The organism is Pandoraea pnomenusa, from assembly GCF_000767615.3.
Classification (GTDB): domain Bacteria; phylum Pseudomonadota; class Gammaproteobacteria; order Burkholderiales; family Burkholderiaceae; genus Pandoraea; species Pandoraea pnomenusa.
The window spans coordinates 916846-940668 of sequence record NZ_CP009553.3; the positions used below are offsets into that span (position 1 = coordinate 916846).

Sequence of the window (23823 nt, forward strand, 5' to 3'; positions counted from 1 at the left end):
TTTTCGTGCCGGTGCGGCCTGACCGTCGCCTCGCACGCTGACCCGACATGTCGCCGCAAGCCTTTCGTACTACCGTCAATCTGATCTATCACGGCCGCAATGTGGCGTTGGTGCTGTTGCTCGTCGCGTTGCTCTACAACCAGACGTTCTGGGTGTTCGCGAGCGCGGCGGCGGCGGCGTTGTGCACCGGTGCCCTGCATGAGGCGGGGCGCATGCCCGAAGATGAGGATCTGCCGCCGCGTCCGCTCGTGATCCAGGTGCTGCGCATTTCGGTGCCGCTGCTGCTCACGATGTTCGCGCTCGGCTACGGCGCCGTGTGGCTCAACCGGCATCTCGGCTGAGCCATTTTCCTCGGGCATGGGCGCTGACGGAAGTCAGGTCCGCGCGCCGCTTTCCTGCTGGCTCGTGTGGAGCACGGCGTTACGACGGGCGTAGGTGAAATAGATCACCATGCCGATCACGAGCCACACGCCGAAAGCGATCCACGTGGTGGCCTGCAGATGCGCCATGAGGAACAGGCACAGGCCCGCCGAAATGAGCGGCACGACGGGCGCGCCGGGCACGCGAAATGCGCGCGGCAAGTCCGGGCGTGTGCGGCGCAATACCAGCACGGCGACCGACACCAGCGTGAAAGCCGACAAGGTGCCGATATTGATCAGCTCGGCAAGCACGCCCAGCGGCACGAAGCCGGCAATGACGGCAAAAATCACGCCAATGATCCAGGTGCCGGCGAACGGGGTCTTGTGCGTCGGATGGATACTCGAGAGCATCGGCGGCAGCAGGCCGTCGCGCGACATGGCGTAGGTGATGCGCGTCTGGCCGTAAGTCATCACGAGAATCACGGTCGTCATGCCGAGAATCGCGCCCAGGTCGACGAAGCCGGCGACCCAGTTCTGTCCGGCGTATTGCAGCGCCAGAGAAACCGGATGATCGACGCCCGCGAAATGCGCGAACGGCACGATGCCGGTCATGATGGCGGCAACCGCCACGTACAGCACCGTGCAGACGATAAGCGAGCCGATGATGCCGACGGGCAGGTCGCGAGCGGGATTGCGAACCTCCTCGGCAGCCGACGTGACGGCGTCGAAGCCGATGAAGGCGAAGAACACGAGCGCGGCGGCGTTGAACATGCCGCTGGTGCCGAACGGCATGAACGGCGTCCAGTTGGCGGGCTTCACGTGCCACACGCCCACGGCGATGAACAGCAGCACGACGCCGATCTTGATCGCCACCATCAGGTTGTTGATGCGTGCGGATTCGCGCACGCCATACGACAACACCCACGTGATGAGCAGCATGATGACGACGGCCGGCAGGTTGATGAAGGTCGTCACGCCCGGCACGCTGCCCGGCGCCGCCGTAATGGCGGCGGGCAGATGCAGGCCGAACCCGGCGGCCAGCGACTGGAAGTAGCCCGACCAGCCGACTGAAACGGCCGACGACGCCAGTCCGTACTCGAGCATCAGATCCCAACCGATGATCCACGCCACGATTTCGCCGAGCGTGGCGTAGCTGTACGTGTAAATCGATCCGGAGACGGGGATCGTCGACGCGAACTCCGCGTAGCACAGGGCGGCGAAGCCACACGCCATGGCCGCGATGATGAACGAGAGGGTGAGGGCGGGGCCGGCCGTGAGGGCACCGGTGCCCGTCAGAACGAAAATGCCGGTGCCGATGATGGCGCCGATGCCCATCAGGACCAGATCGACGGGGCCCAGCACTTTCTTGAGACTGCCGGTGCGGCCGGCGACCAGCATGTTCTCGATGTTTTTGGTTCGAAAAAGACTCATGACCTGCTGAAGGTTCCTGCAACGTATGCCCTGGCGCTCGCGCGGCGCGCGCCATCGGGAATTCCACGGGAGACATGTCCCGCGACCTGGCTGCAAGGGCACCCGGGCTTGTGGCCGTTCGTTCCCATGCCTGGCGGATCGCCGCAGGGCTTCACGAACCACGTCGTTGCGTACGCGCCGCCGTGCATGCGCACAGCCTCCGGCCGTGGTCGACGTGCGCGGGGACGCGGCCGGCGACGGCATGGCGTTGGGCAATGGACGGCCGCGACGTGCGGCAAGCACGCCGGGGCGGGACGAACACGATGGAGACTGACGGAGGATCCTGCCGGACTGCCGTGGCCGTTGCGACGGTCGCCATGGCAGACCGGAGAACGGTCGGCTGAAGGCCCTGTCCGATGCCGAAGCCGGAATCGGGAGCAGGCGCCTGGTCTTCAATGTGAGAAGCCCGCACACGCGTCGGGCGTGGTGCGGGCATGGGCTCGCTGTCCTGCGGTCCGGCCATCGGCGCCTGATCGGCGCCACCGCCTGGCCGGAATTGCTCACATTTTAAGCGTTTTTTGCGGACCGCGTTCAGGAGCTGCTGAATTCGGGGTCATAAGCATACCCAGGGCGTCGGGGGCATGAGGGGGCCCCGGGGACACCAAGGCCGCTGACGCCCTCGCGGCGGCCGATCGGCGCGAATGCCCGAAAGCGATCAGCGGTCGCCGCCACCGCCCGGCGGGCGCCCCCCGCCATGCCCACCGCCATGTCCGCCACCACCGGGCGGGCGGGAACCGGGCCCGTGGTTACCGCCTCCCGGCGGGCGCGGGCCGGGGCCCGCCCCATGACCGGGTGGGCGAGGGCCGGGGCCTGCGCCGTGTCCGGGAGGCCGCGAACCCGGGCCCGCGCCGTGCCCGGGGGGGCGATTGCCCGAACCATTCCAATGCGGCGGCCGCGGTCCCGGGCCCGGATAGTGTCCGCCTGGCGGCCGGGGTGCCGGGCCGGGATAGTGGCCCGGCGGGCGTGGCCCGGGTCCGCCCCAGTGCGGCGGACGCGGTCCCGGCGGTGGCCGGTTCCAGTAGCGCCGGTCGTGGTACCACGGCCGATTGCGGTAATAGTTGCCCCAGTACGAGCCGATGGAAAACGTGATGATGGGCAGGCCGATCATCGGGCCGTAGTTGAGGATGGGCACCGGATTGCCCTGATACGGATAGCTGAGCAGCGCGGCATAAATCCAGCCGCGCGTGCCGGGCAGGCCGATGTCGCACCACGAATAGTCGGACAGGCAGCCGTAGACGGTGACCGGCATGCCCGGTGCGGCCTGCGCGACGATCGGATAGTCGCTGGCCGGGCCCGCGCGCACGTTGGCCGACGAATTGATCACCGCCTGTCCAGACTGCGCCAGCGCGGTGCCGGGAACTGCCAGCGCAGCGAGCGAGGCGACGCCCGCGAGCGCGAGCGGTAAGGTCCATCGCTTCATTGTCGTCTCCCTTGTTCGAACCACGGCCAGACCATGGCCGAATCATGGGCACCGGCCGCGACCGGCCGGCATCCACCGCATGTCGGTTCGACCGGTCGCCTCGCGCTTTGGTTTGCGGTAATGCGTAACGAAACCGGACGGAATTGTTTTATTTCGTTACGCCATGGCGACATCGGGTCGATGCGACCGCCGTCGCGATCAGTACAGCACGACCGAGCGGATCGATTCGCCGCGCTTCATCAGATCGAAGCCTTCGTTGATCTGGTCCAGTCGCAGCGTGTGCGTGATGAGATCGTCGATGTTGATCTTGCCTTCCATGTACCAGTCGACGATCTTCGGCACGTCCGTGCGCCCCCGGGCGCCGCCGAAGGCCGAGCCCTTCCACTCGCGGCCCGTGACCAGTTGGAACGGGCGCGTGCTGATCTCCTGCCCGGCGGCGGCCACGCCGATGATGAACGACTGGCCCCAGCCCTTGTGGCAGCACTCGAGCGCCTGGCGCATGGTCGTCACGTTGCCGATGCACTCGAACGAATAGTCTGCGCCGCCGTCGGTCAGCTGCACGATGGCATCGACCACGTTCTCGACGTCGTTCGGGTTGAGGAAGTGCGTCATACCGAACTTCTTCGCGAGTTCCACGCGGCCCGGATTGATGTCGACGCCGATGATCTTGTCGGCGCCGACCATCTTTGCGCCCTGGATCACGTTCAGGCCAATGCCGCCCAGGCCGAACACCACGACGTTGGCACCCGCCTCGACCTTCGCCGAATAGACGACGGCGCCCACGCCGGTCGTCACGCCGCAGCCGATGTAGCAGACCTTGTCGAACGGTGCGTCCGAGCGCACTTTCGCCACGGCGATCTCGGGCACGACGATGTAGTTCGAGAATGTGGAGGTGCCCATGTAGTGGAAGATGGGCTTGCCGTCGAGCGAGAAGCGCGACGTGGCGTCGGGCATCAGGCCGCGACCCTGCGTGCTGCGGATCGCCTGGCAGAGGTTGGTCTTGCGCGACAGGCAGAACTTGCACTGGCGGCATTCGGGCGTGTACAGGGGAATGACGTGATCGTCCTTCTTGAGCGTGGTAACGCCGGGGCCGACGTCGACGATCACGCCCGCGCCTTCATGGCCGAGAATGGCGGGGAAAATCCCCTCGGGATCGGCGCCCGAGAGTGTGTAGTAGTCCGTATGGCAGATGCCGGTGGCCTTGACCTCGATCAGCACCTCGCCGGCGCGCGGCCCTTCCAGATCGACTTCCTCGATGGTCAGGGGTTTGCCCGCTTCCCAGGCAATGGCGGCTTTGGTTTTCATGGCGATATTCCTCGTTGCAACGACGTTCGGGGGAGTCCCTTCGCGACGTACCATACCGCGTTCTCAGGGCGCGCGCGAGTCTTGACAGGCCATGCCGTCGGAAATAGCGGGGCCGGGCGCAGGAATCGCGGGGCGCGGCGGGTTATCGCCGGGCTCCGCTGCCCAGCGGCGCGACGATGTGATAGAACCCCTGCATCTCGACCGGGCGGGCGAACCAGAAGCCCTGTGCCTCGTCGCAGCCCAGTTCGGTGAGACGCTGCGCCTGCGCCTGGGTCTCCACGCCTTCGGCGGTAACGCGAAGGCCGAGCGAGTGCGCCATGGCGATGACCGCGTTCACGATGGCGTGACTCGGCGCGTGCGTGAGCATGTCGCGCACGAACGTGCGGTCGATCTTCAGGCGGTCGACAGGGAAGCGGGTCAGGTAGGCGAGGCTCGCGTAGCCCGTGCCGAAGTCGTCGACGGCGATCTCCACGCCCATGTCGTGCAACGAGCGCAGTCCGCCCAGCGCGGCGCTCGAATCGCCGAGCAGCACCGTTTCCGTGATCTCGATTTCCAGGTGGCGCGGCTCCAGTGCGTGGGCCTTGAGCGCACGTTCGACCATGCCTACCACATCCTGCCGGGCGAACTGCTGCGCCGACACGTTCACGGAAATGCGCGGCAACCGGCCACATCGGCGCAGCAGCCGGCTGGCCTCGCGACAGGCGGTTTGCATCACCCACTCGCCCAACGTCAGGATCAGGCCGGATGTCTCGGCAATCGGTACGAACTCGGCCGGCCCGATGGCGCCCAGCGTCGGGTGGCGCCAGCGAAGCAACGTTTCGGCGTGACGGATCTCGCCGTCCGAGAGACTGACCTGCGGCTGGTAGACGAGATGCAATTGCGAATGCGTGCGCTCGTGAACCGCCGCCCGCAACAGGCCCTCCAGCGCGTTGCGCCGCCTCGCCTGCGCGTCCATCTCGCTGCTGAAGAAGCGCAGTCCGCCGCCCGCGGCGCTGGCGATGCCCAGTGCCACGTGGGCGCGCCGCAACAGCGCCTCGGGGGTGTGGCCGTGTTCGGGATAGCTCACGGCGCCGATACTCGCGTCGAGCGCCACCGCACTTTGCTCGACGTCGACCCACTGGGCGAGCCGGGACTGGATGCGCGAGGCGAGCAGACGCGCACCGTCACCCGTTTCATTCGTGACGATGACGAACTGGCTGCCGCCCAGGCAGGCGAGGGCGTCCTCCGGGCCGGTGGCTTCGCGCAGACGCTCCGCGGCGATGCGCAACGCCAGCTCGGCGGCCGGGGCGCCGAAGGTGCTGTGCAGCTTGCGCAGATGGTCGAGTTCGAGGAGCAGCACCGTAAGCCCCACCTGCTGTCGCGCACAACGGTGAATCGCCAGTTCGAGCCGTTCGTTGAGCAATGTCTGGTTGGGCAGGCGCGTGACCGGGTCGTGGTGCGTGACGTACCAGAGGCGCGACGCGACCTGAACCTGTTGCGACAGGTCGAGCACGATGCCCACCCAGCGCCGCTCGCCGGGGGCATGTTCGACGCAGGACAGGGCCAGACGAATGGGCAGCCAGCTGCGCACGTGCGTGAGCAAGTGCCATTCGTCGTCGTACGGCACTGTTTCGTTGGCCGAAAGGCTGGCGAGCGCAGGCAGGCGGCGGCGCGCCAGTTCGGTGGGGTCGAGTAGCGAGAGGAAGCTGCGCCTGCCCACCAGTTCGCGGCTTCCATAGCCCGTCAGGCGCGTGAACGCGGCGTTCATGCGCTCGAGCATGCCGTCGTCGGTGCAGACGAACATGGCATAGGGCGCACTGTCGAGCGCCGCGCGGCTCAACTCGGCTTGTACGTCGGGTACCCGACGAGGCACGGGATCGTTCATGCCCGCACCTCCCGAATGCCGGTCTGGCCGGCGTTCAGGAACGTCATGCAACACCTCCCTGGCGTCGCGATTATTATCTCGAAAATCGAGCGATCGACTCGCCAGATTTCTTTTGATTTTCAAGCGGTTATGATGGTTATTCTGCCACGTTGCGAACGTGTGCGTGCAAGGGAAAACGCGGGGTCGAAAGCGCTTTCGAAAACGCGCCTTCTCGCGCATGCTGCAAGGGAAGTCAGTAACGAGGAACCGCAGTGCCGAGCCGCACGATGCATCGATTGCCGGTGGCCTGAGTCGAAGCCCTTCGGTATGATTCGCCCTGACCTGGGCGGGATGCGGTGAGATCCGTCGCGCGGGACACTTACGGTACCTCAGGACCAAAGACGTTTCAGGAAAAGGAAGACGGCGTTGCATTGCGTGCGGACATCGACGAGCGGTATGGCAACAGGCCTCTGGCGAGCGCGCCGGATGCCTCGTCATCGGCACGCGCTGGCGCTCTGCCTGTGGCTCGCGTGCTGCGTCTGGTATGGCATCGCCCATGCGCAGACGCCGGAGGCCGGTGCCCCTGGCGACAAGGGCAGTGCGACCGGGGACGTGCGCGAGGCCAACGTGCGTCAGGTGGTGCTGGGCATCATCAGTTTCACCCGGTGGCCGACGCCGCCCGCCAAGGTGCGCCTGTGCGTGAGCGGCAACACCGAATATGCGCGCGATCTGCTTGCCGGACCGCTGCCCGCGAGCGGTCTGCCGGTCGAGGCGCGCCGTCTGTCCGCCGCCGAGCCCGCGATTGGTTCGTTGTGCGACGCGTTGTATCTCGGCACGATCGGCGACAGCGAGCGCCGGCAGTTGCTGGTCAACATCGCGGGCCATCCCGTGTTGACGATCAGCGAACGCAATGACTCATGCACCTCCGGGACGATGTTCTGTCTGAACGTCGATGCCGACCGGGTGACCTTCGACATCAACCTCGACACCGTCGCGCGCAGCGGCGTACGTGTCCACCCCAACGTGCTGAAGCTGGCACGAAAGCCGGGGACACCATGACGACCCGACTCCCCCCAACCCACCCGCCACCGCCCGGCGCCGGTAGTGCCGTGGCCGGATTGCTTTCACCCCAGACCACGGCGCCGGACCAGTATTCGACCGGTACCGGGGCTCAGGCAACCTCGGCGTCCACGACGCACTCGCCTCCGTCCGCTTCCCAGCCCGCGGCGCCGCCACGCCACCCGGCGGGGCCGCCCGCCACGACGGGCACGATGGGCCGGCGTCGCCGACGCCCGTCGTTGCAAGGCTTGCTGCGACGTACACACCTGCGCCTGGCGGTCTCGGCGGTCGTGCTGGCAGCCGTTTCGCTCTCGCTTGTGGCATGGCTTGCCCTGCGCAGTTACGCGGAGAACAACCTTCAGCTCATCGGCAGGTCGCTTGCCTACACGGCGGAAGCCGCCGTGGTGTTCGGCGACCGTGTGGCGGCGCAGGAGGCGATCGCGCTGATCGCGAACGACGAGGATGTGGTGCAGGTACGGGTGCTCGACGCCCAAGACAACCAGTTTGCACTGTGGCGTCGCGCGGACGGTGGTACTCTCGCCCGGGTCGAGCGTGTCGTGGCCGACATCGCGCTGCCCGGTCCGGTGACGTCGCCGATTCGTCATGACGGCAAGGACGTGGGCCGTATCGAGGTGCAGGGACAGGGCCATCAGTTCTTCCTGTTCCTGATCAGCGGCATTGGCGGCGTGCTCGCCTGCCTGCTGGTCACCTTCGCCGTGGCGAACCTGCTGGCCAAGCGAATGCACCACGACATCGTCAAGCCGCTGCGGGCGCTGGCCGAAGTGGCCCACGCGGTGCGCCGGGAGCGTGCCTTCCACCAGCGCGTGGCGGCCACGCCGCTCGCGGAACTGAAGGAACTGGGCGACGACTTCAACGCGTTGCTCGACGAATTCGAAGGCTGGCAGAGCCACCTGCGCGCGCAGAACGCGACACTCGCCCATCAGGCGAACCATGATCCGCTCACGGGACTGCCGAACCGGGCGTACTTCGAATCGCGGCTGTCGCAGGCGCTGGTGGACGCCAGTGAGCTCGGCACGCATGTCGCGCTGTTGTACCTCGACAGCGACCGCTTCAAGGAAATCAACGACCAGTTGGGCCATGACGCGGGCGATGCCGTGCTTGTGGCGATCGCCGAAAGGCTGCGCCAGCCGTTGCGCGAAGGCGATCTGGTGGCGCGCCTGGGCGGCGATGAGTTCGCCGTGATGCTGCCGGGCGTGCGTCAGACATCCAATGCCGTGCGTCTGGCGCAGAGTCTGCTGGCCGCGATGGAAAAACCGATTGCGCTGCCCGGTGGCGGCGAAGTCGTCACGTCGATGAGTATCGGCGTGGCGCTGTACCCGACGCACGCGAGCGACGCCTCCGCGTTGCTGCGCGCGGCGGATGCGGCGATGTACCAGGCCAAGCGTGCCGGTGTGGGCACCTGGCATGTTGCGGAAAGCCCCAAGGAATAAGGCGGCGCGCAACACCTTAGCTGCAACGACAAAACCAGAAATGACGACCGGACCATCTACTGCCATGGGGATTCGCTTTGGACTTCGCTGTTGATACAAACAGTCTGCGCGCTCTTGCGCCAACGCCGGCTTCGGCAACGCCGCGCCACGTCGTGTCGGCTCGCCTCACGCGCGCCATTCGCCGCCTGCTTTCCCTCGTCTTCCTGCTGACGTTCGGTGCGCTCGCCGGCTGCCAGACGACGCCCGTTCACGGACTGACGGCCGAGCAGATCGCCGCGCTCAAGTCCGAGGGGTTTGTCCAGACCGACGAAGGCTGGGAATTCGGGCTGTCCGACACAGTGCTCTTCGATACCGACAAATTCGTGTTGCGCGACGCCGCTCGCCAGACGGTGCTGCGCATCGGCGGCACGCTCGTGAAGGTGGGGCTCGACGCGGTTCGCGTCTACGGCTACACCGACTCGGTCGGCAGCGATACGTATAACGAGCAGTTGTCGGCGCGCCGGGCAGACGCGGTGGCTGACGTGCTCGTCGACGCGGGCCTGAAGCGCAACGGCATCCAGTCGATCGGCGCCGGCAAGCGCAATCCGGTGGCCGACAACAGCACCCCGGCCGGCCGCGCACAGAACCGCCGCGTGGCCATCGTGATCTCGACGCGCTGACGGTCACGACTTGCTGCGCGGTCGTGACAAGACGCTCGCGTTACGCCGACGCCGCCCGTGGGGAACGTCTCGCGCGGCGCGCGATCACAATCAGGCAAAATGACGGCAATTTCGGGGCATGCCCGCAAGCGGCTAGCCCCCTCACCGGCTAGTGCCCGGTTGCCTCAACGTTTCCGATCCACTGCGCTTCCTCAGCTGACGGCTCACCCCGAATGCATCGTGCATTACGTGTTTTCCTGAACCTCGCGTGGCTCGCTTTCCTGACGGGCGGCGCGTTGTCGTCTGCGCTCGCGCAGCCTGCGCGCGTCGGCACCTGGGCGACGGCGCCCCAGGCAGTCGCGCAGCATCCCGCGGCGCCTTCGTTCAATCGGGCGCCGGCCGCCGGTGGCCGAACCGTGCGCCAGATCGTTCATCCGACGCTGTCGGGCAACGAGGTACGCGTGCGATTTTCGAACACGTTCGGCGCGCAACCGCTGGAGATCGGGGCGGCAAGTCTCGCGGTGACCATGCGCGGTGCGGACGTCGATGCCGCGAGCCTGCGCGCGCTGACGTTCGGCGGCAGACCGGACGCCACGATCGCGCCGGGGGCGTCGGTGGAAAGCGACCCGTTGGCGTTCACCGTCCGCGCCGGCACACCGCTGGCGGTCAGCCTGTTCACGCGGGAGGCGCGCGCACCGACAACGTGGCACAAGATCGCGCAACAGACAGCGTTCCTGAGCGGCACCGGCAATTACGTCGATGCCGCGCAGGGCTCGGCGTTTCCGACGCGCTTTACCAATACCGTGTGGCTGTCGGGACTCAGCGTGGTGCCCGACGTGCCGGCGCATGCCATCGTTGCCATCGGCGATTCGATCACTGACGGCATGCGCAGCACGCTCAATGCCAACCGGCGCTGGCCGGACGTCCTGGCGCGGCGTCTGGAAGCAGCCGGGCGCCGCGATGTCGCGGTGCTCAATCTCGGCATCAGCGGCAATCGCCTGCTGCACGATTCGGCGTGTTACGGCGAGCGGCTGCTGACGCGCTTTCGCCGCGATGCGCTGGAGCAACCGGGCGTGCGCACGGTCGTGGTGCAGATCGGTATCAACGACATCAACTTCGGCTACGTGCCGCCGCACGCCGGACTCGACTGCGACGTACCGCACGTGATCGTGACCGCCCCGGAAATGATCGCCGGCTATCAGGCGCTGATCGCCGCCGCGCACGCGAAGCACGTACGTATCCTCGGCACCACCATCCCGCCGGGAAAATTACCGCCCGAGCGCGAAGCGGTCCGGGAAGCCGTCAATCAGTGGGTACGCACGAGCGGCGCCTTTGATGGCGTGATCGATTTCGACGCGGCGCTGCGCGACCCGGCGCAGCCCACGCGCATGCAGCCGAGTCTGGACAGCGGCGACGGCACGCATCCGAGCGATGCCGGATATGCCGCGATGGCGGATGCCGTGCCGCTGCCGCTGGTGCTCGGCCCCCAGAAGTAGCGTCGGTCGGGGTGGGCGGGGGAGGGCGTCAGCGCTCGCGCCGCACGCCGACCGTGATCTCCTGCAGGCGTGCAACCTCGGGCGATCGCAGCCACTCCGGATGTTCGAGGCAGTGGCGGAACATTTCGGTCGCATCGTCTCCCCAATACAGCGCGCCGTCGCAGGCAAATGTGGGTACGCCGAACACGCCCGCCGCGATGGCGCTTTCGGTGTTCTCGCGCAAGGCCGTTTTCACGGCCAGGGCGTCTGCCTTCTCGATGGCCTCGTCGGGAGAGAGCCCGAGGCGTTCGCTGAGGACTTGCCACGCCTGCACATCGGTGACGTCGCGCCCTTCCGCCCAGATGAACCGGAAAATCGTTTGCACGACCTCGTGCGTCGCGCCGAGCGCCACGGCTAGGCGCAACACACGGATCGGATGGAACGGATGCACCGGGGGCATGCGAAACGCAATGCCGTCCTGCTCGGCCCGGAATTGCGCCATGCGATAAGTGAAGACGCGCTTGGCGGGAATCTCCGCCGGCCCCTGCGTCTGCACGTGCGCGAGTATCGCGCCCAGCACGATCGGTTTGTATTCGATCGTCAGCGTGGCGGGTAGCGTGCCGAAGCGCTGGAGCTGCAAGTATGCGAAGGGCGAGGCGAAATCGAAATACCACTGTGCCCGGCGGGCGGGAGCAGCTTGCGACATGAGGACGGTCTCCGATAAGGCGATGTTTGAACGCGTCCGCTTAGGCGACAGCCTTGCCGCCTCTCGTGACGCTGAAGGGGGCACCTCCAGGGATGCTTCTCGATGATCTGCAACAGTGTAGCGGGCGGGCAGGCACGGCCCTCGTGCGGCCTGCGCGGTCGCAAAGCAAAAAATGGCGTGAATTCAAATATTTACGTGAGGGTCGTGTAAATATCGGATTTTTTGATGTTTCTTATCCGATATAACGATTTTTATTATTGAAGCGGAGTTTTTAGACTTGCAGTCATTCCACAGGAGTGCCTGCAATGACAACAAAAACCCACACCGAACGCTCTGCCACGGCCAGCCGTCCCGATACACTGGTGCCGGATCGGCACAACCCGTGGGCCGGTTTGATTCTCTCGACGGTCATCGCTTTCGTGGCGTTGTTGCTCGGTCGCCAGATGCCGCTCGTCGGCGGTCCGGTGTTCGGCATCCTGCTGGGCATTCTCGTGCGCAACCTGTTTGCGCCGGGGGCCCGATACGAGGCGGGCATCAAGTTTGCGTCGAAGTACGTGCTGCAGTGGTCCATCATCGCGCTCGGCTTTGGCCTGAGCCTCTCGCAGGTCGCGCACACGGGGCTCGAGTCGCTCGCCGTCACGGCGGTGACGATCACCGCCGCGGGGTTGTCGGCCTGGGGGCTGGGACGTTTGCTCGGCGTGGGCGACAAGCTCAAGTTGCTCATCGGCGTGGGTACGGCCATCTGCGGTGGATCGGCGATCGCGGCCGTCACGCCGATCGTCAAGCCGGACGATCACGAGACCGCGTTCGCCATCTCGACCATCTTCCTGTTCAATATCGCGGCCGTGTTGCTGTTCCCGGTGCTCGGTCACGTGTTGCATCTGTCCGACCTGGGTTTCGGCATGTGGGCGGGCACGGCAATCAACGATACGTCGTCGGTGGTGGCGGCCGGGTACAGTTACAGCAAGGCGGCCGGCGACTACGCAACGATCGTCAAGCTCACCCGTGCCACGCTGATCATCCCGATCTGCCTGACGCTCGCCGCGATCGTGGCCTATCGCGCCAAGCGCTCCGGCGCCGGCAACTTCAGCCTCGCCCGCATCTTTCCGTGGTTCATCCTCGGCTTCCTGATCGCCTCGGGTGTCCGTACGGCTGGGCTGGTACCGAGCGCGCTGCAACCGTGGATTCACGACGCCGCGGAGTTCCTGATCATCGTTGCGCTCACGGCCATCGGTCTGTCGTCGAACCTGCGTCGCATGGCTTCCACCGGGGTGCGTCCCATCCTCCTGGGACTCGGCGTGTGGGCTGCCGTGTCGGTGAGCAGCCTGGCCGTGCAACTGGTGATGGGACAGCTCTGAGACGCACCCATCCGGTGCCAGCACTAAGGGCAGACCCGGCGGGCAAGCCGGGTTTCGTCACCTAGAATGCAATCACGGACGGCCATCGGTCGTCCGTGAAGTCCTTTTGGGACGGCAATTTCAGGCGGCAACTTTAGGCGGCAATTCGGGAGGCGTCATGGGAACGTCATTCGGTGATATCTGGTACACCATCGGCGCGCTGGTGTTGATCGCGGTGCTGGCCGGGATGGTGTGGGAGCTGGGGGTGTGGTGGACGCGTCACCCGAATCACAGCGCGGTGCAGCGGCTCGAGCACGCCTGGGCGAGGATTCGCCACCCGCGGCAATGAGCGCGGGCGCTCCGCGCGCCGGCGACGTCATCGGGAGGGGACGTGCGGCTGACGGTCGTCAGCCGTGAGGGAAGTATGTGCCGCGCGGCTCAGTCGAGCTTGAGGTGGCGCGGTACGTTGCCGTCCCAGCGCTGCAGGTCTTCGAGGGGATACGGCTTGCTGCCGTGAAGCGCGCGCTTGATGCGGCTCTTGCCGCTCGGCTGCGGCACGTTCGGTAACGCGGCGCCCGCGGGCGTACCCGCCAGATCGAGATAGTCGCGCTTGAACTCCGCCTGCGTCATGCCCCACTTCATCAGAAATTCGCGGCTGCCCCGATTCTTCACCACGCGACCGGTGGAGCGGCACCCGAAGTGATAAACGACGCTTTTGCCGACAATGCGGAACGTACGACAGCCGACGAGCCACAGTTTCATGAGGAAGTCGTCGTCGCTGCTCATACCGGGCCCGAACTCGATGCTGTAACCGCCGACGAGATGCCACAGACTACGGCTCACCAAAGTGGGCTGGGTGGGCACGCCATTGACGTCGTCGCGACCCAGCGACGCGGCGAAAGCGAGCAGTGCCGACTCGTCGAACGTCTCCGGCGTCGTGCCGAAATCCTTCGATACCACCTGTTTGCTTACCCCTGCGTTGGGTTCGATCATCACCGATGACAGGTAATAGACCGGCGTGTCGAGGGTACGGGCCGCCTCGATGAGCGCCGTGTCCCAGCCGGGCGTGACGAACATGTCGTCGTTCAGGAACAGCAACTGGTCATGCGAGGCCAGCGGCGCGAGCTGGTTGAGCGCCAGACAGACGCCCACGTTGCCGCTGCTGTGGGTGTATCGCAGTCCCTGTGCCTGCACCCATGCCAACGTACCGTCACTGCCGTCGTTCACGTGGACGAGAATCTCGTGCGCCTCGCCGGAATGTCGGCGCACGCTATCGATGCACAGCTTGAGGAACGGCAGGTTGTTCCAGGTCGGGATCAGGATGCTTAGCATGGAAGGAACGGCGTGGATTACCGGGCAGCCGGCGTCTTATGGTCGGAATCGCCGTCAGGATATGCGAAGGCCGCAAACACCGCCAGCATCGTTGCGTAGAAGGCGACCGTGACCTTCAGATTGAAGGTCTCGACGGTCAGGCCGAAGACCGCGAACGCGACTGCGGTCATCAGCCCCATGAGCGCGGCGCGGTGTTCTTCAGGGCGCTCGCGAATGCGTGACATGCGCAGATAGAAAAACGCCGGGCCCGCATAGACCCCCAAAATCGAAAGCAACCCGAGGATCAGGCCGTAGTCGACCGTGTAGGCCAGAATCTGGTTGTGGACTTCGCCCTTTCCATAATCGGCGGCCATCGGCGTCAACACACCCGATGCCGCCATTTCCGGCATCGCGTTGCGATACCCGTGCGCGCCCAACCCGAGCAAAGGACGCTCGGCGATGAGTTTCGCGGCAGCCTTCCACAGTTCCAGGCGGATGCCGGTGGAGGTGTCCGGTTGCCCGGCCGTCAGGCTGGTAAGGTCGGTGTGGATGGCCTCGAAGCGACTGCGCACCATAGGCGAGGCAAACGTGCTTGCCAGCAATATCGCGGCGACACCCGCGATCGTCACCCGGCGAGCCATGCTCACGCGATGCTTGTGCCAGAAGACCCACACCAGCAGCAGGCATGGCAATGCGATCCAGCCGCCCCGGGACTGACTGGCCCATGACGCATAGCAACCGGCAACGCCGCCCAGCAGCTTGAAGGCGATTGCCCAAGGCCCGTCATGCGACAGCCAGTGAATCGATACTACGGACAGTATGCCCAGCAGCAGGGCGAGGTCGCCGAAGTGAATCGGATTCAGGAATGTACTCCCCGCCCGGAGGGCGAGGAGGTCCGCCTTGGAATAGAGGGCCATGAGCCCCGCGCAGAGCGCGCCGAGAGCGAACGTCAGATCCACCCATTTCGGCACGAATCGGACAACCATGCGTAATCCGAGGAATACGACGACGGCCAGCAGAAAGCGCAGCGGGGAGTCGAGCGTGTTGGCGACGACATGGCCGTGCAGGAGCTCGACGGTCAGAAAGGCGAAAAATGGAAGACAAAGCGAGGCGACGAACACGCGTGTGGGCATGCTCGCGTCCGGCGACGAACGCGGGATGACCGACCGGCGGTGCTTGACCAGCACCACGGCGCCCAGCGCGACCGTAAGAAACATGATCGTGTTCCCGCCGCGGGGAACGACCAGTGCGGCTGCTGGAAACAATAGGAGCAGCGCGCAGAAAAACTTGGCCAAAAGGGGCCGGCTCGTATCGCTTTCCGGCACAGCGGACTTGCTCATTGGATGACTGGCAGACTTCAGGTTTCCTCAGCACGAAGTATGCCAGAAATGCCCTGCCAGCCACGGTTTCGTCTTCCGTGCGCAACGTCCGCCCGCCAGGCGCCCGCGAACAGGCGAATTTACAGGTTCATCGCGCCGAGCACGCCGCACAGGTGCAGGGCCACATGCGTCCAGGCGGCCTCGTCGTAGGCGTCGCCCTCGCGCGCGAGTTGTTGCGCCTCGTGAAACGCGCGCCACAAGGCGGCGGCGCTCGACGGCGTGCCGCCCTCCAACTGATATTGGCGCTGCAAGGCTTCGGCCAGCCAGGGCTGCTCGTGCGCGCAGGCTTCGGCATAGGCTTCGACGGCAACGCGTGCATAGGGGTCGCCGGCCGGATCGAGCACGACCGGCTGGCGGGCCGCGGGCTGTGCGACGGCCGCGAAAACGTGGCGCTCGGCGGCGCTGTGGCGTGTGGAGAGATGCTTCATGTCGGTCTCGTCTCGTTGGCCGCGCCAGGGCGGCTGGCGCGGAATCACTTACGTGGACTCAGTCGTTTTCCAGATTTCGAATAAACACCATCGCGGCTTGCTTGGCCTGGTCGATGCTCGTGAATGTCCGACCATCCATGGGCCAAATGTCGACCAGCACCGCAAAATTGCCGGGCCGCTCGCCCTGCATGATGCGAATGTAGTGCTGTCGGAATACGCAGCGCGCGAGTTCCACGGTCGGATGCGGTCGGCGAAAGTGGGCGGTTGCCATGACAGTCTCCAGAAAATCGGCCCTCCGGCCTCGACGGGCCGTTGCCAGAGGGGCAGCAATTCCCATGCCAGTGCTCTCGCGACGATTAACTGCTTGATTTGTAAGGGGTGGCCGCACATGGTCCGCGTCGGGGCGACGGAAAACGTTACGAAACCGAAACATGGCGGGAACACCGGACCGTAACAACGCCGGGGGGAGTGGCGCGCCAGTCGCGCGCGAGTGCCGAGTGGCGGGCGTGGGCCGATTCTCGCGGATCGCGCATGCGTTCCCGCTAAAATGGGCGCATGAATCTGCGTTTTCTCGAAACCTTCGTCTGGCTCGCCAAGCTGCGCAATTTCCGACTCACCGCGGAGCGCCTGCATACGACGCAGGCGGGGGTGTCGAGTCGGATCGCGTCACTCGAGCAGAGTTTCGGTGTGCGTCTGTTCGATCGCAGCGCGCGTGAGGTCACGCTCACCGCCGCCGGGCAGAAGGCACTGGCCTATGCCGAGCGCATCGTCATGCTCGGTCAGGAGATGAAGCGCGAGCTGAGCGATCCCGACATGCCGCCGGGCGTGCTCAAGATCGGCGTGGTCGAATCGATCGTGCACAGTTGGTTTCCGGACCTGGCCGCGCGCATCCATCGCGAGTATCCGCAACTCGAGATCGAGGTCACCAGCGAGACGACGATCAATCTGTGCAAGCAGCTCGAAGCCGGCACGCTCGATCTCGTGCTGCAGACCGATGTCCAGCATGGCACGGGCATCGAGAACCTCGCGCTGGCGGAATTCCGGATGCGCTGGGTGGCCAGCCCGAAGCTCGGGCTCGAAGGCGAGACGCTGGACGTGTCGGATCTCGCGGCATATCCGCTGGTGAGCTTTTCCCGCAATTCCGGCCCGCACAAGACGCTCGAGCGCATGTTCTCGGTGGCTGCCGAACGTCCGGTGCGCGTGAACTGCATGACCTCCGTGGCGGCCATCATCCGGCTCGTGGCAGACGGCTTCGGGGTGGCGATGCTGCCTCCGGCCATCATTCAGCGCGAGCTGGGCGAACACAGCCTGCACCTGCTGCGCGTGAACGCCAATTTCCCCAGCCTGTCGCTCGTGGGCTCGTTCCGTACCGGGGCGCTGCTCGCGGAGAACGTGGCACGCCTCGCGCAGCGCACTGCCAGCGAGTTCGCGCTGAACATGGGGCCGGACATCGCGATTCCGCCCGCCGCCGCCATGACGGCGCCTGCCTGGGGCGCGGGCGAGGCCTGACCTCCGCCAGGCACCGCGCCGCCGACGGCGGGCGCGGGTCATAAGAATTTGCTGTCGCGGCGAATTTGATTTCTTGTTGGACGCCATTTCCCTCGTTTTGCACACTCGGCAAGACGGTCGGCCCCTGCGCATCGCCGCTTGCCACGCGGCGCGCGCCGGGGTCGATCTCCCCCGATTGTCGAAACGATGGATTGCCTCATGACTGTGACTGCACCGCGCGCCCAACTCTGCATCTGGACGAATATCGACCCGGCCTTCGAAGCCGACTTCAACCGCTGGTACGACCGCGAGCACATGCAGGAGCGCGTGGCGATTCCGGGCTTCCGCTTCGCCCGTCGCTTCAAGGCCGTGCATGAAACCGCCCGCCCGTATCTGGCGCTCTACTGCACGCAGGACGCCTCCGTGTTCACCAGCGAGGCCTATGCCCGGGCATTCCAGAACCAGACGGAATGGTCGCTGCGCAACTTTGCACGCATGCAGGGCACGCAGCGCCGTGTCGGTACGCTCGATGTCGAGGCAGGCGAAGGGCAGGGCGGCATGCTGGCCGCCTTTGTCCTGACCCAGGCCGTCGTGGCGCAGGCCCGGCCGCGACTGGATGCCCAGCTCGCCGAACTGGCGCAAGCCGACGGCATCGTGCGGGCCACCTTGCAGGTCACCGTGCCGGCGTTGTCCGTCTCCCTCACGGCCAAGGACGCGCCGCCGCCCCCGGCCGACGCCGTGGTGCTGATCGAAGGCACCGACCCCGACACCGTGCGAACCGTCGCCGAGACGCTGGCCGCCGCCCATGGCGTGCCGGCTGGCGAGGTGACCCGGTTTGCCATGCTCTGGCGCCTTGGCGCCAACGACGACTGACGCCCCGCCGCCTTTCCGCGAGCGATCCCGCGGACCCACTGGAGACATCCATGACGACTTATTCGAATACCCGCGAAGCCGCGCAAGCGTCGGCCGGGACACACGACGCCGCGCGCGCCGGCCGCGCCAACAAGGGGCGCCTGGCGACGGCCAGCATGGTGGGCACCACGCTGGAATGGTACGACTTCACCGTCTACAACACGCTCGCCGCGCTCGTGTTCAACCATCTGTTCTTCCCGTCGGTCGATCCGCTCGCCGGTACGATCCTGGCACTGTCGACGTACGCCGTGGGCTATGTTTCGCGTCCGCTCGGCGGGTTCGTGTTCGGCAACCTCGGGGACAAGATCGGCCGCCGTGCCGTCCTGGTGCTCTCGCTTGTGGTGATGGGCCTGACCACGGGGCTCATGGGGTTGTTGCCCACGTACGCCTCGATCGGCATCTGGAGCCCGGTGCTCCTCGTGGCGCTGCGCTTCGTGCAAGGGGTCGCGCTCGGTGGCGAATGGGCGGGGGCGGTGCTGCTTTCGGTCGAGCACGGCGATCAGCGCAAGCGGGGATTGAACGCCTCGTGGACGCAGGTCGGACCGTCGTTCGGCACGTTGCTTGCGACGGGCCTCATCGCGCTGATCACGCTCGCGATTTCGCCCGACGACTTCCTCTCGTGGGGATGGCGCGTGCCGTTCCTGCTGAGCCTGGTGCTGGTGGGGTTCGGTTTGTGGGTGCGTCGCGGCGTGGAAGAAACGCCGATGTTCGAACAGATCCAGCATTCGGAGCGCAAGGCCGAAATGCCGATCGCCGACGTTTTCCGCTCGCACTGGCGCAATCTGCTCGTGGCCGGTGGCTCGCGCATCGGCTCGGACGTGCTTTACGCGCTGATGGTCGTCTTCACGCTCACTTACGTGACCGGCACGCTGCATCTGTCGCGCCCGCTCGCGCTCACGGCCGTGCTCGTCGGCACCGCGTGCAACGCGCTCACGGTGCCACTGTTCGGTGCGCTCTCGGACAAGCTCGGCCGCCGTCCGGTATACGGCTTCGGCGTGTTGTGCGCGATGATTTGGGCCTACGGCTTCTTCGTATTGCTCGATACCTCCCATCCGGCGCTCATCGTGCTGTCGGTCGTCATCGGCCTGGTGATCCACGCGATCATGTACGGTCCTCAGGCAGCGTTCGTTACCGAGCAGTTTCCGACCCGCGTGCGCTACGCGGGCGCTTCGCTGGCCTATACGCTGGCGGGGATTCTGGGCGGCGGGTTCGCGCCGCTCATCATCGTGAGCCTGTACAAGGAATACGGCACCACGGTTTCGGTATCGTTGTATGTCACGGCGGCGCTCGCCGTCACGGCCGTGGCGCTGTTCGCGGCGCGCGAGACCGCGCACAAGCCCCTCAGGGACTGACGGACACCGACGTCCCGGCATGACGCGACGGCACGCCCACGGGCGTGCCGTTGTCGTTTGCCGTGCGCGAAGCGGTGCCGGGCAGTGTCGAATGGTGTCGGACGACGCCGGGTTAGCCGGCGGGTGTTTCGCACAATGCGGCGAGCCCGGCCAGATCGCCGCGTTGCGCGAGTTGGTGGACGTGCCGGGCGAAGGCGTCGAACTGGGGCGCCTGATCGCTTAGCTCGCGCGCCCAGTCCATCAGATCGGTGATCGCACCCATCGCAATCAGTTGCCGCGCCTGCGTCAGATGTTCCCGGGACGGCAGTATGCGCGGCAGCTCGCCCGGGGCGTCGGCGTTCGACGCGCTCGGCGATTCGTCGCGCTGCAGATCGAGCAGCCGCGCGAGCGTATTGCGCAGGTCGGCCAGCTCGATGGGCTTGAGCAGGCACGCGTCGTAGCCGCTCGCTTCCACTGCCTGGGGCGAGGCCGAGACGGCGAGTACCGGCACGCCGGGCCAGCGACGCCGGGTGGCACGGGCGACGGCGAGTCCGTCGGCGTTGGGCATCATGTGGTCGGTAAGCACGAGATCCGGCGCCGACGCTTTCGGGTCGCCCAGCGCCGCGATGAGCGCGACGCCGTCGCCGAACGTGCGAACGGTGAAGCCCAGGCTCGCCAGTTCATCGTGCAGGAACTGCCGGATGTCCGGCGAGTCCTCCGCGAGCCAGATGCGATAGCCGCTGCCGTCCAGCGCGGGCAGCGCATGGGGCATGCCCGGGAACGAATACGACACGAGATCCGTTTCGCGCGCGATGCGCAACGCCAGTGTGAACGCCACGCGCGTGCCCTCGTCGGGCGCGCTGTCGATGGAGATCGTGCCGTCCATGCGCTCGACCCATTGCTGCACGATGGCCAGGCCGAGACCCACGCCCGGCACGCGTCTTGCCCGGTCGAGCCGCGCGAATGGCTCGAATACGCGAGGCAGATCGTCGCTCGCAATACCGCAGCCGGAGTCCTCCACCGCGAAGCGCACGTGCACGAGGTCTGCTCGCGATGCGTCCGCGGTGGCGTGCAGCGAAAGCGTGATCGTGCCATTCGACGTGTACTTCGCGGCATTGTCGAGCAAATTGCCAAGGACCTGGCGCACCCGCTTGGCGTCGAATTCGAGCAGTGGCGGCAGCGGTGCGCGCACGTCGAGCACGAACGTGTTGTCATGCTTGCGCGCCAGGCTCATGCCTTCGTGCGCCATGGCGTCGACGAAGGCATGCGTGTAGACGGGGGCGACGTGCAGCGCGTCGGCCGCGCCGCCGCCGGCGTATTCGATCAGGTCGTTGACCATGGCGAGCATGTGATGCGCGCTGCGTCGGATGATGCGGCCCCGGTCGGCGTCTTCGCGGCCGCCGGCCTGCACCAGATCGGCGAAGCCGATGATGGAGGTCAGCGGTGTGCGCAGGTCGTGGCTGATGCGCGCGAGGAAGTCGCTCTTCGCGCTGTTCGCTTCATCGGCCGCGATGAGCGCGGCCTGCAATTCGCGCGTGCGCATGTCGACGGCGTTGGCCAGCCTGACTTGCTCCTCGCGGCGCGTTTGCAGCACTTCATGCTGCGCGGCACGCTGCTCGCGCACGAGCTCGCGCGAGCGGCCGGCCACGATGATCGTGAGCATGAGCAGCACGGAGACATTCGTGCTCCAGGCCATTGCGGTATTGGCCAACCAATCCTCGGGCAGCACGCCATAGATGATGGCCAGTCGCCAGAACAGCACGGCGCATCCCGGCGAGAATGAGAGCAGCGACAACCGCGCGTTGGCGTTGCCGCGCCGCCAGCCGTCGATGAGCGACACCACCCAGATGGCATTGAATGCGGTGAGCAGACGCAGGTGCGTGAGTGCAGCCGCGCGGTGATCGCCGAAAGCGACCCAGAGCGCCATGACGGCCATGCACGCGATCATCGCGCGGTAGGTCCAGCGCCAGATCGCGATGCGTCGCAGGCCGGCGAAGATCATGAGCATCGCGCTGAAGAAGCCCGCGGTGAGCGTGGAGAAGAAGCTCGGCGCCCGCACCACGAATTCCCCACCCTGCGTGAGCAGGTACCGGTAAAGAAAGCCCTGAAACGCCATGTCCTGCGCGACCTGGGTGACGGTGATGAGCGCGAGCAGCACGAACACCGTGTCGCGACGCGCCACGCCGAGCACCATGGCGTACAACGCGATCGAGAGCATCGACCCGGCAAGCAGCATGGCGACCATCGCGTTGTGCGACTCCTCCAGGCGGAAGTCGTCGGGACGCCAGAGCTCGGGCACGATGCTGACCGACGACCGGGACTGCACGCGCACGAGGAACGTCATGCGCTCGCCGGGCGCCAGCGTGATCGGGAAAACCGAGGTTTCCGAGGTGACCGGATGCCGGTCGAGCGGGACGGTGTGACCGGCACGCCACGTCACGGTCGGCTGCGTGCTGCCGAACGGCATCGCGTAGAAGCGCACGTCTTCGAGGCGCACGATGCCCACGCTCAGCCAGCGGGTGACGGGCGCCTTGCCGAGGTTCTCGAAGTGACCCGCGAGCCAGAACGCGGCGCTGCTGTAGCCGGGATTGAGCATGCGCGGCGCAACGTCACGCCATCCGGGGGCGACGAGCGCTTGCGACGGCGTGAGACGCGCGGACGTGTCCTCGAGAATGCGCAGCCGCGTGTCGAGCCTGAGCGGCGACGGCGCGCCGTCGATGTCGATGAACGACGCCGTCGCCGCATTCGCGGATGCTGCGGATGCGGCGGATGCAGCGGACGCCGCGGGGGCGATGCCCGCGCCGGCGAGCAGCACGACCAGCAGGATCCAGCCCGTGATGTTCGCCATGCCGTGGATCACGGGCTGGATGAGCCGTACGAGCCGTACGAGCGGTACGAGCGGTACGAGCGGTAAGGCGGCGCTCCGTCGTCGTGCGCCGACGCGTACGCGCGATGACGCCGCCGTCATGGCGTGGTGGACGTTCCCGGTACGTCCGTTACCGGGGGATTCTGCGGCATGCCCCTAAGTGCGCCCGACGCCCCGAGCTCGCGAAAACCGCTCGGCGGCATGCCGAAGCGTTCGCGAAACGCCGTGGCGAAGTTTGCGGCGCTGGCGAAGCCGACGGCGCCGGCGATGTCCTGGACGTCGAGCGACGTCTCGGAGAGCAGGCGTCGCGCTTCCTTCATGCGTTCCTCTCGCAGAAAGTCGAATACCGTCACGCCGACACACCGGCGAAACGCCAGGTTCAGGCGGCGCGTGTTCGTGCCCACGGCGCTCGCGAGCCCGGCCAGTTCGGGCGTGAGTTCGAGCCTGTCGAGCAGCAGCGCTCGCGTGGCGCGAAAGAGCACGGCGTCGAGCGTGTGCGCCTGCACGGGCAGCGGCGGCGCCTTGCCCGCCTCTGTGGTCGAGCCGGGCAAGGGCGCGGGTGCACCCGCCTTCAGATGGATCGAAAGACGCAGCCGGACTTCTTCGAAATCGTACGGTTTGGTCACATAGTCGACGGCGCCGGCCGAGAGCCCGGCCACGCGCTCGCCGGGCAGGGCCGCCGCCGTCAGGAAGATCAGCGGGATGTGACGCGTGCCCGGGTCGGCCTTGAGCAGACGGCACGCCCCCAAGCCATCGCAGACGGGCATGCGGATGTCCATCAGGATCAGGTCGGGTTGCACCGTGCGTGCCTTCGTGTAGCCGTCGCGGCCATCCTGCGCAATGTAGACGCGGCATCCCTGCTGGCTGAGAAAGTCCATGAGGAGCATGCGGTCGTCCTGATTGTCGTCGACGACGAGCACCCGCACGCCCGAGAGCTGACGGGCGTGCGGCGAGGCGGGCCAGGCGTCGCCCGCCTGACGTGCGGCGGGTCTGACAGGCGGCTGCGGAGGCTGGGGACGATCGCTCATGATGGTCGCCATTCTTT

21 protein-coding genes are annotated in these 23823 nt (G+C 66.4%); 10 read left to right on the plus strand and 11 right to left on the minus strand.

All coding sequences use genetic code 11. The features are described 5' to 3' along the window. The first annotated feature begins 47 nt into the window (after nucleotides 1-47). Entirely contained in the window at nucleotides 48-341 is a 294-nt protein-coding gene (locus tag LV28_RS28230; protein ID WP_023594344.1) for a hypothetical protein, read from the plus strand. A 33-nt stretch (nucleotides 342-374) separates the two neighbouring features. On the opposite strand, the gene bcaP is transcribed toward LV28_RS28230, so the two are convergent. From bcaP to LV28_RS28250, 4 genes are all read right to left on the minus strand, one after another. Beyond that, nucleotides 375-1790 (minus strand): branched-chain amino acid transporter BcaP, encoded by a 1416-nt coding sequence (gene bcaP / locus LV28_RS28235; protein WP_023594345.1) that lies wholly within the window; start codon nucleotides 1788-1790, stop codon nucleotides 375-377. Between the two features lie 694 nt (nucleotides 1791-2484). After that, entirely contained in the window at nucleotides 2485-3249 is a 765-nt protein-coding gene (locus tag LV28_RS28240) for an SH3 domain-containing protein (RefSeq protein ID WP_038618711.1), read from the minus strand. Nucleotides 3250-3447: 198 nt separating this feature from the next. Continuing rightward, nucleotides 3448-4554 carry an S-(hydroxymethyl)glutathione dehydrogenase/class III alcohol dehydrogenase gene (locus tag LV28_RS28245; RefSeq protein ID WP_038618708.1) on the minus strand — a complete coding sequence of 369 codons (1107 nt, stop codon included), beginning with the start codon at nucleotides 4552-4554 and terminating at the stop codon, nucleotides 3448-3450. Between the two features lie 142 nt (nucleotides 4555-4696). Continuing rightward, nucleotides 4697-6418 (minus strand): putative bifunctional diguanylate cyclase/phosphodiesterase, encoded by a 1722-nt coding sequence (locus tag LV28_RS28250; RefSeq protein ID WP_023594348.1) that lies wholly within the window; start codon nucleotides 6416-6418, stop codon nucleotides 4697-4699. A gap of 465 nt (nucleotides 6419-6883) precedes the next feature. Here LV28_RS28250 and yfiR point away from each other — a divergent pair, with 465 nt between their 5' ends. From yfiR to LV28_RS28270, 4 genes are all read left to right on the plus strand, one after another. Further along, nucleotides 6884-7456, plus strand: coding sequence for a regulatory sequestration protein YfiR (gene yfiR, locus LV28_RS28255; protein ID WP_023594349.1), 573 nt, complete (start codon nucleotides 6884-6886; stop codon nucleotides 7454-7456). Between the two features lie 212 nt (nucleotides 7457-7668). After that, a complete protein-coding gene (dgcN, locus tag LV28_RS28260) occupies nucleotides 7669-8907 on the plus strand; it encodes a diguanylate cyclase DgcN/YfiN (protein ID WP_023594350.1) in 1239 nt (412 codons plus the stop codon). A 152-nt stretch (nucleotides 8908-9059) separates the two neighbouring features. After that, on the plus strand, nucleotides 9060-9566 hold the full coding sequence (gene yfiB / locus LV28_RS49470) for an outer membrane lipoprotein YfiB (protein WP_038618705.1): 507 nt from the start codon (nucleotides 9060-9062) through the stop codon (nucleotides 9564-9566). Between the two features lie 212 nt (nucleotides 9567-9778). Further along, nucleotides 9779-11041, plus strand: a complete 1263-nt coding sequence (locus LV28_RS28270; RefSeq protein WP_052408615.1) for an SGNH/GDSL hydrolase family protein — start codon at nucleotides 9779-9781, stop codon at nucleotides 11039-11041. A gap of 28 nt (nucleotides 11042-11069) precedes the next feature. On the opposite strand, the gene LV28_RS28275 is transcribed toward LV28_RS28270, so the two are convergent. Further along, on the minus strand, nucleotides 11070-11726 hold the full coding sequence (locus tag LV28_RS28275; RefSeq protein WP_038618702.1) for a 2-hydroxychromene-2-carboxylate isomerase: 657 nt from the start codon (nucleotides 11724-11726) through the stop codon (nucleotides 11070-11072). 305 nt (nucleotides 11727-12031) lie between these two features. Between LV28_RS28275 and LV28_RS28280 the strand changes: the two genes are divergently transcribed. Together LV28_RS28280 and LV28_RS48640 are read left to right on the plus strand one after the other, a co-directional pair. Further along, nucleotides 12032-13084 carry a YeiH family protein gene (locus tag LV28_RS28280; RefSeq protein WP_023594354.1) on the plus strand — a complete coding sequence of 351 codons (1053 nt, stop codon included), beginning with the start codon at nucleotides 12032-12034 and terminating at the stop codon, nucleotides 13082-13084. Nucleotides 13085-13241: 157 nt separating this feature from the next. Beyond that, the gene (locus LV28_RS48640; protein WP_023594355.1) at nucleotides 13242-13412 is read left to right on the plus strand and encodes a hypothetical protein; all 171 of its coding nucleotides are present in this window, start codon (nucleotides 13242-13244) and stop codon (nucleotides 13410-13412) included. 89 nt (nucleotides 13413-13501) lie between these two features. Here the strand turns inward: LV28_RS48640 and LV28_RS28285 are convergent, their stop codons facing one another. The 4 genes from LV28_RS28285 to LV28_RS28300 all read right to left on the minus strand — a co-directional run bounded on the left by LV28_RS28285 (nucleotide 13502) and on the right by LV28_RS28300 (nucleotide 16452). Beyond that, nucleotides 13502-14395, minus strand: coding sequence for a glycosyltransferase family 2 protein (locus tag LV28_RS28285; RefSeq protein WP_023594356.1), 894 nt, complete (start codon nucleotides 14393-14395; stop codon nucleotides 13502-13504). A 17-nt stretch (nucleotides 14396-14412) separates the two neighbouring features. Further along, nucleotides 14413-15714, minus strand: a complete 1302-nt coding sequence (locus LV28_RS28290; RefSeq protein ID WP_025250308.1) for an O-antigen ligase family protein — start codon at nucleotides 15712-15714, stop codon at nucleotides 14413-14415. A gap of 119 nt (nucleotides 15715-15833) precedes the next feature. Continuing rightward, nucleotides 15834-16181, minus strand: a complete 348-nt coding sequence (locus LV28_RS28295) for a hypothetical protein (protein WP_058371626.1) — start codon at nucleotides 16179-16181, stop codon at nucleotides 15834-15836. Between the two features lie 58 nt (nucleotides 16182-16239). Beyond that, nucleotides 16240-16452 (minus strand): hypothetical protein, encoded by a 213-nt coding sequence (locus tag LV28_RS28300; protein ID WP_023594359.1) that lies wholly within the window; start codon nucleotides 16450-16452, stop codon nucleotides 16240-16242. A gap of 284 nt (nucleotides 16453-16736) precedes the next feature. Here LV28_RS28300 and LV28_RS28305 point away from each other — a divergent pair, with 284 nt between their 5' ends. From LV28_RS28305 to LV28_RS28315, 3 genes are all read left to right on the plus strand, one after another. Then, complete coding sequence (locus tag LV28_RS28305; RefSeq protein ID WP_023594360.1) at nucleotides 16737-17690, plus strand: LysR family transcriptional regulator; 954 nt, start codon at nucleotides 16737-16739, stop codon at nucleotides 17688-17690. A 198-nt stretch (nucleotides 17691-17888) separates the two neighbouring features. Then, complete coding sequence (locus LV28_RS28310) at nucleotides 17889-18542, plus strand: DUF4286 family protein (protein WP_023594361.1); 654 nt, start codon at nucleotides 17889-17891, stop codon at nucleotides 18540-18542. 50 nt (nucleotides 18543-18592) lie between these two features. Next, a complete protein-coding gene (locus LV28_RS28315) occupies nucleotides 18593-19933 on the plus strand; it encodes an MFS transporter (RefSeq protein WP_255315182.1) in 1341 nt (446 codons plus the stop codon). 112 nt (nucleotides 19934-20045) lie between these two features. Here LV28_RS28315 and LV28_RS28320 read toward each other — a convergent pair whose 3' ends face one another. Further along, complete coding sequence (locus LV28_RS28320; RefSeq protein WP_160117959.1) at nucleotides 20046-22760, minus strand: hybrid sensor histidine kinase/response regulator; 2715 nt, start codon at nucleotides 22758-22760, stop codon at nucleotides 20046-20048. A gap of 116 nt (nucleotides 22761-22876) precedes the next feature. Further along, nucleotides 22877-23665, minus strand: a complete 789-nt coding sequence (locus LV28_RS28325) for a response regulator transcription factor (protein ID WP_231107102.1) — start codon at nucleotides 23663-23665, stop codon at nucleotides 22877-22879. Nucleotides 23666-23823: the final 158 nt, after the last annotated feature.

Excerpts from the sequence above, each read along its gene's own strand:
- LV28_RS28230 (WP_023594344.1), top strand. The coding sequence starts at position 48 with ATGTCGCCGCAAGCCTTTCGTACTACCGTCAATCTGATCTATCACGGC.
- bcaP (WP_023594345.1), bottom strand. The coding sequence starts at position 1,790 with ATGAGTCTTTTTCGAACCAAAAACATCGAGAACATGCTGGTCGCCGGC.
- LV28_RS28240 (WP_038618711.1), bottom strand. The coding sequence starts at position 3,249 with ATGAAGCGATGGACCTTACCGCTCGCGCTCGCGGGCGTCGCCTCGCTC.
- LV28_RS28245 (WP_038618708.1), bottom strand. The coding sequence starts at position 4,554 with ATGAAAACCAAAGCCGCCATTGCCTGGGAAGCGGGCAAACCCCTGACC.
- LV28_RS28250 (WP_023594348.1), bottom strand. The coding sequence starts at position 6,418 with ATGAACGATCCCGTGCCTCGTCGGGTACCCGACGTACAAGCCGAGTTG.
- yfiR (WP_023594349.1), top strand. The coding sequence starts at position 6,884 with ATGCCTCGTCATCGGCACGCGCTGGCGCTCTGCCTGTGGCTCGCGTGC.
- dgcN (WP_023594350.1), top strand. The coding sequence starts at position 7,669 with ATGGGCCGGCGTCGCCGACGCCCGTCGTTGCAAGGCTTGCTGCGACGT.
- LV28_RS28270 (WP_052408615.1), top strand. The coding sequence starts at position 9,779 with ATGCATCGTGCATTACGTGTTTTCCTGAACCTCGCGTGGCTCGCTTTC.
- LV28_RS28275 (WP_038618702.1), bottom strand. The coding sequence starts at position 11,726 with ATGTCGCAAGCTGCTCCCGCCCGCCGGGCACAGTGGTATTTCGATTTC.
- LV28_RS28280 (WP_023594354.1), top strand. The coding sequence starts at position 12,032 with ATGACAACAAAAACCCACACCGAACGCTCTGCCACGGCCAGCCGTCCC.
- LV28_RS48640 (WP_023594355.1), top strand. The coding sequence starts at position 13,242 with ATGGGAACGTCATTCGGTGATATCTGGTACACCATCGGCGCGCTGGTG.
- LV28_RS28285 (WP_023594356.1), bottom strand. The coding sequence starts at position 14,395 with ATGCTAAGCATCCTGATCCCGACCTGGAACAACCTGCCGTTCCTCAAG.
- LV28_RS28290 (WP_025250308.1), bottom strand. The coding sequence starts at position 15,714 with ATGAGCAAGTCCGCTGTGCCGGAAAGCGATACGAGCCGGCCCCTTTTG.
- LV28_RS28295 (WP_058371626.1), bottom strand. The coding sequence starts at position 16,181 with ATGAAGCATCTCTCCACACGCCACAGCGCCGCCGAGCGCCACGTTTTC.
- LV28_RS28300 (WP_023594359.1), bottom strand. The coding sequence starts at position 16,452 with ATGGCAACCGCCCACTTTCGCCGACCGCATCCGACCGTGGAACTCGCG.
- LV28_RS28305 (WP_023594360.1), top strand. The coding sequence starts at position 16,737 with ATGAATCTGCGTTTTCTCGAAACCTTCGTCTGGCTCGCCAAGCTGCGC.
- LV28_RS28310 (WP_023594361.1), top strand. The coding sequence starts at position 17,889 with ATGACTGTGACTGCACCGCGCGCCCAACTCTGCATCTGGACGAATATC.
- LV28_RS28315 (WP_255315182.1), top strand. The coding sequence starts at position 18,593 with ATGACGACTTATTCGAATACCCGCGAAGCCGCGCAAGCGTCGGCCGGG.
- LV28_RS28320 (WP_160117959.1), bottom strand. The coding sequence starts at position 22,760 with ATGGCGAACATCACGGGCTGGATCCTGCTGGTCGTGCTGCTCGCCGGC.
- LV28_RS28325 (WP_231107102.1), bottom strand. The coding sequence starts at position 23,665 with ATGCTCCTCATGGACTTTCTCAGCCAGCAGGGATGCCGCGTCTACATT.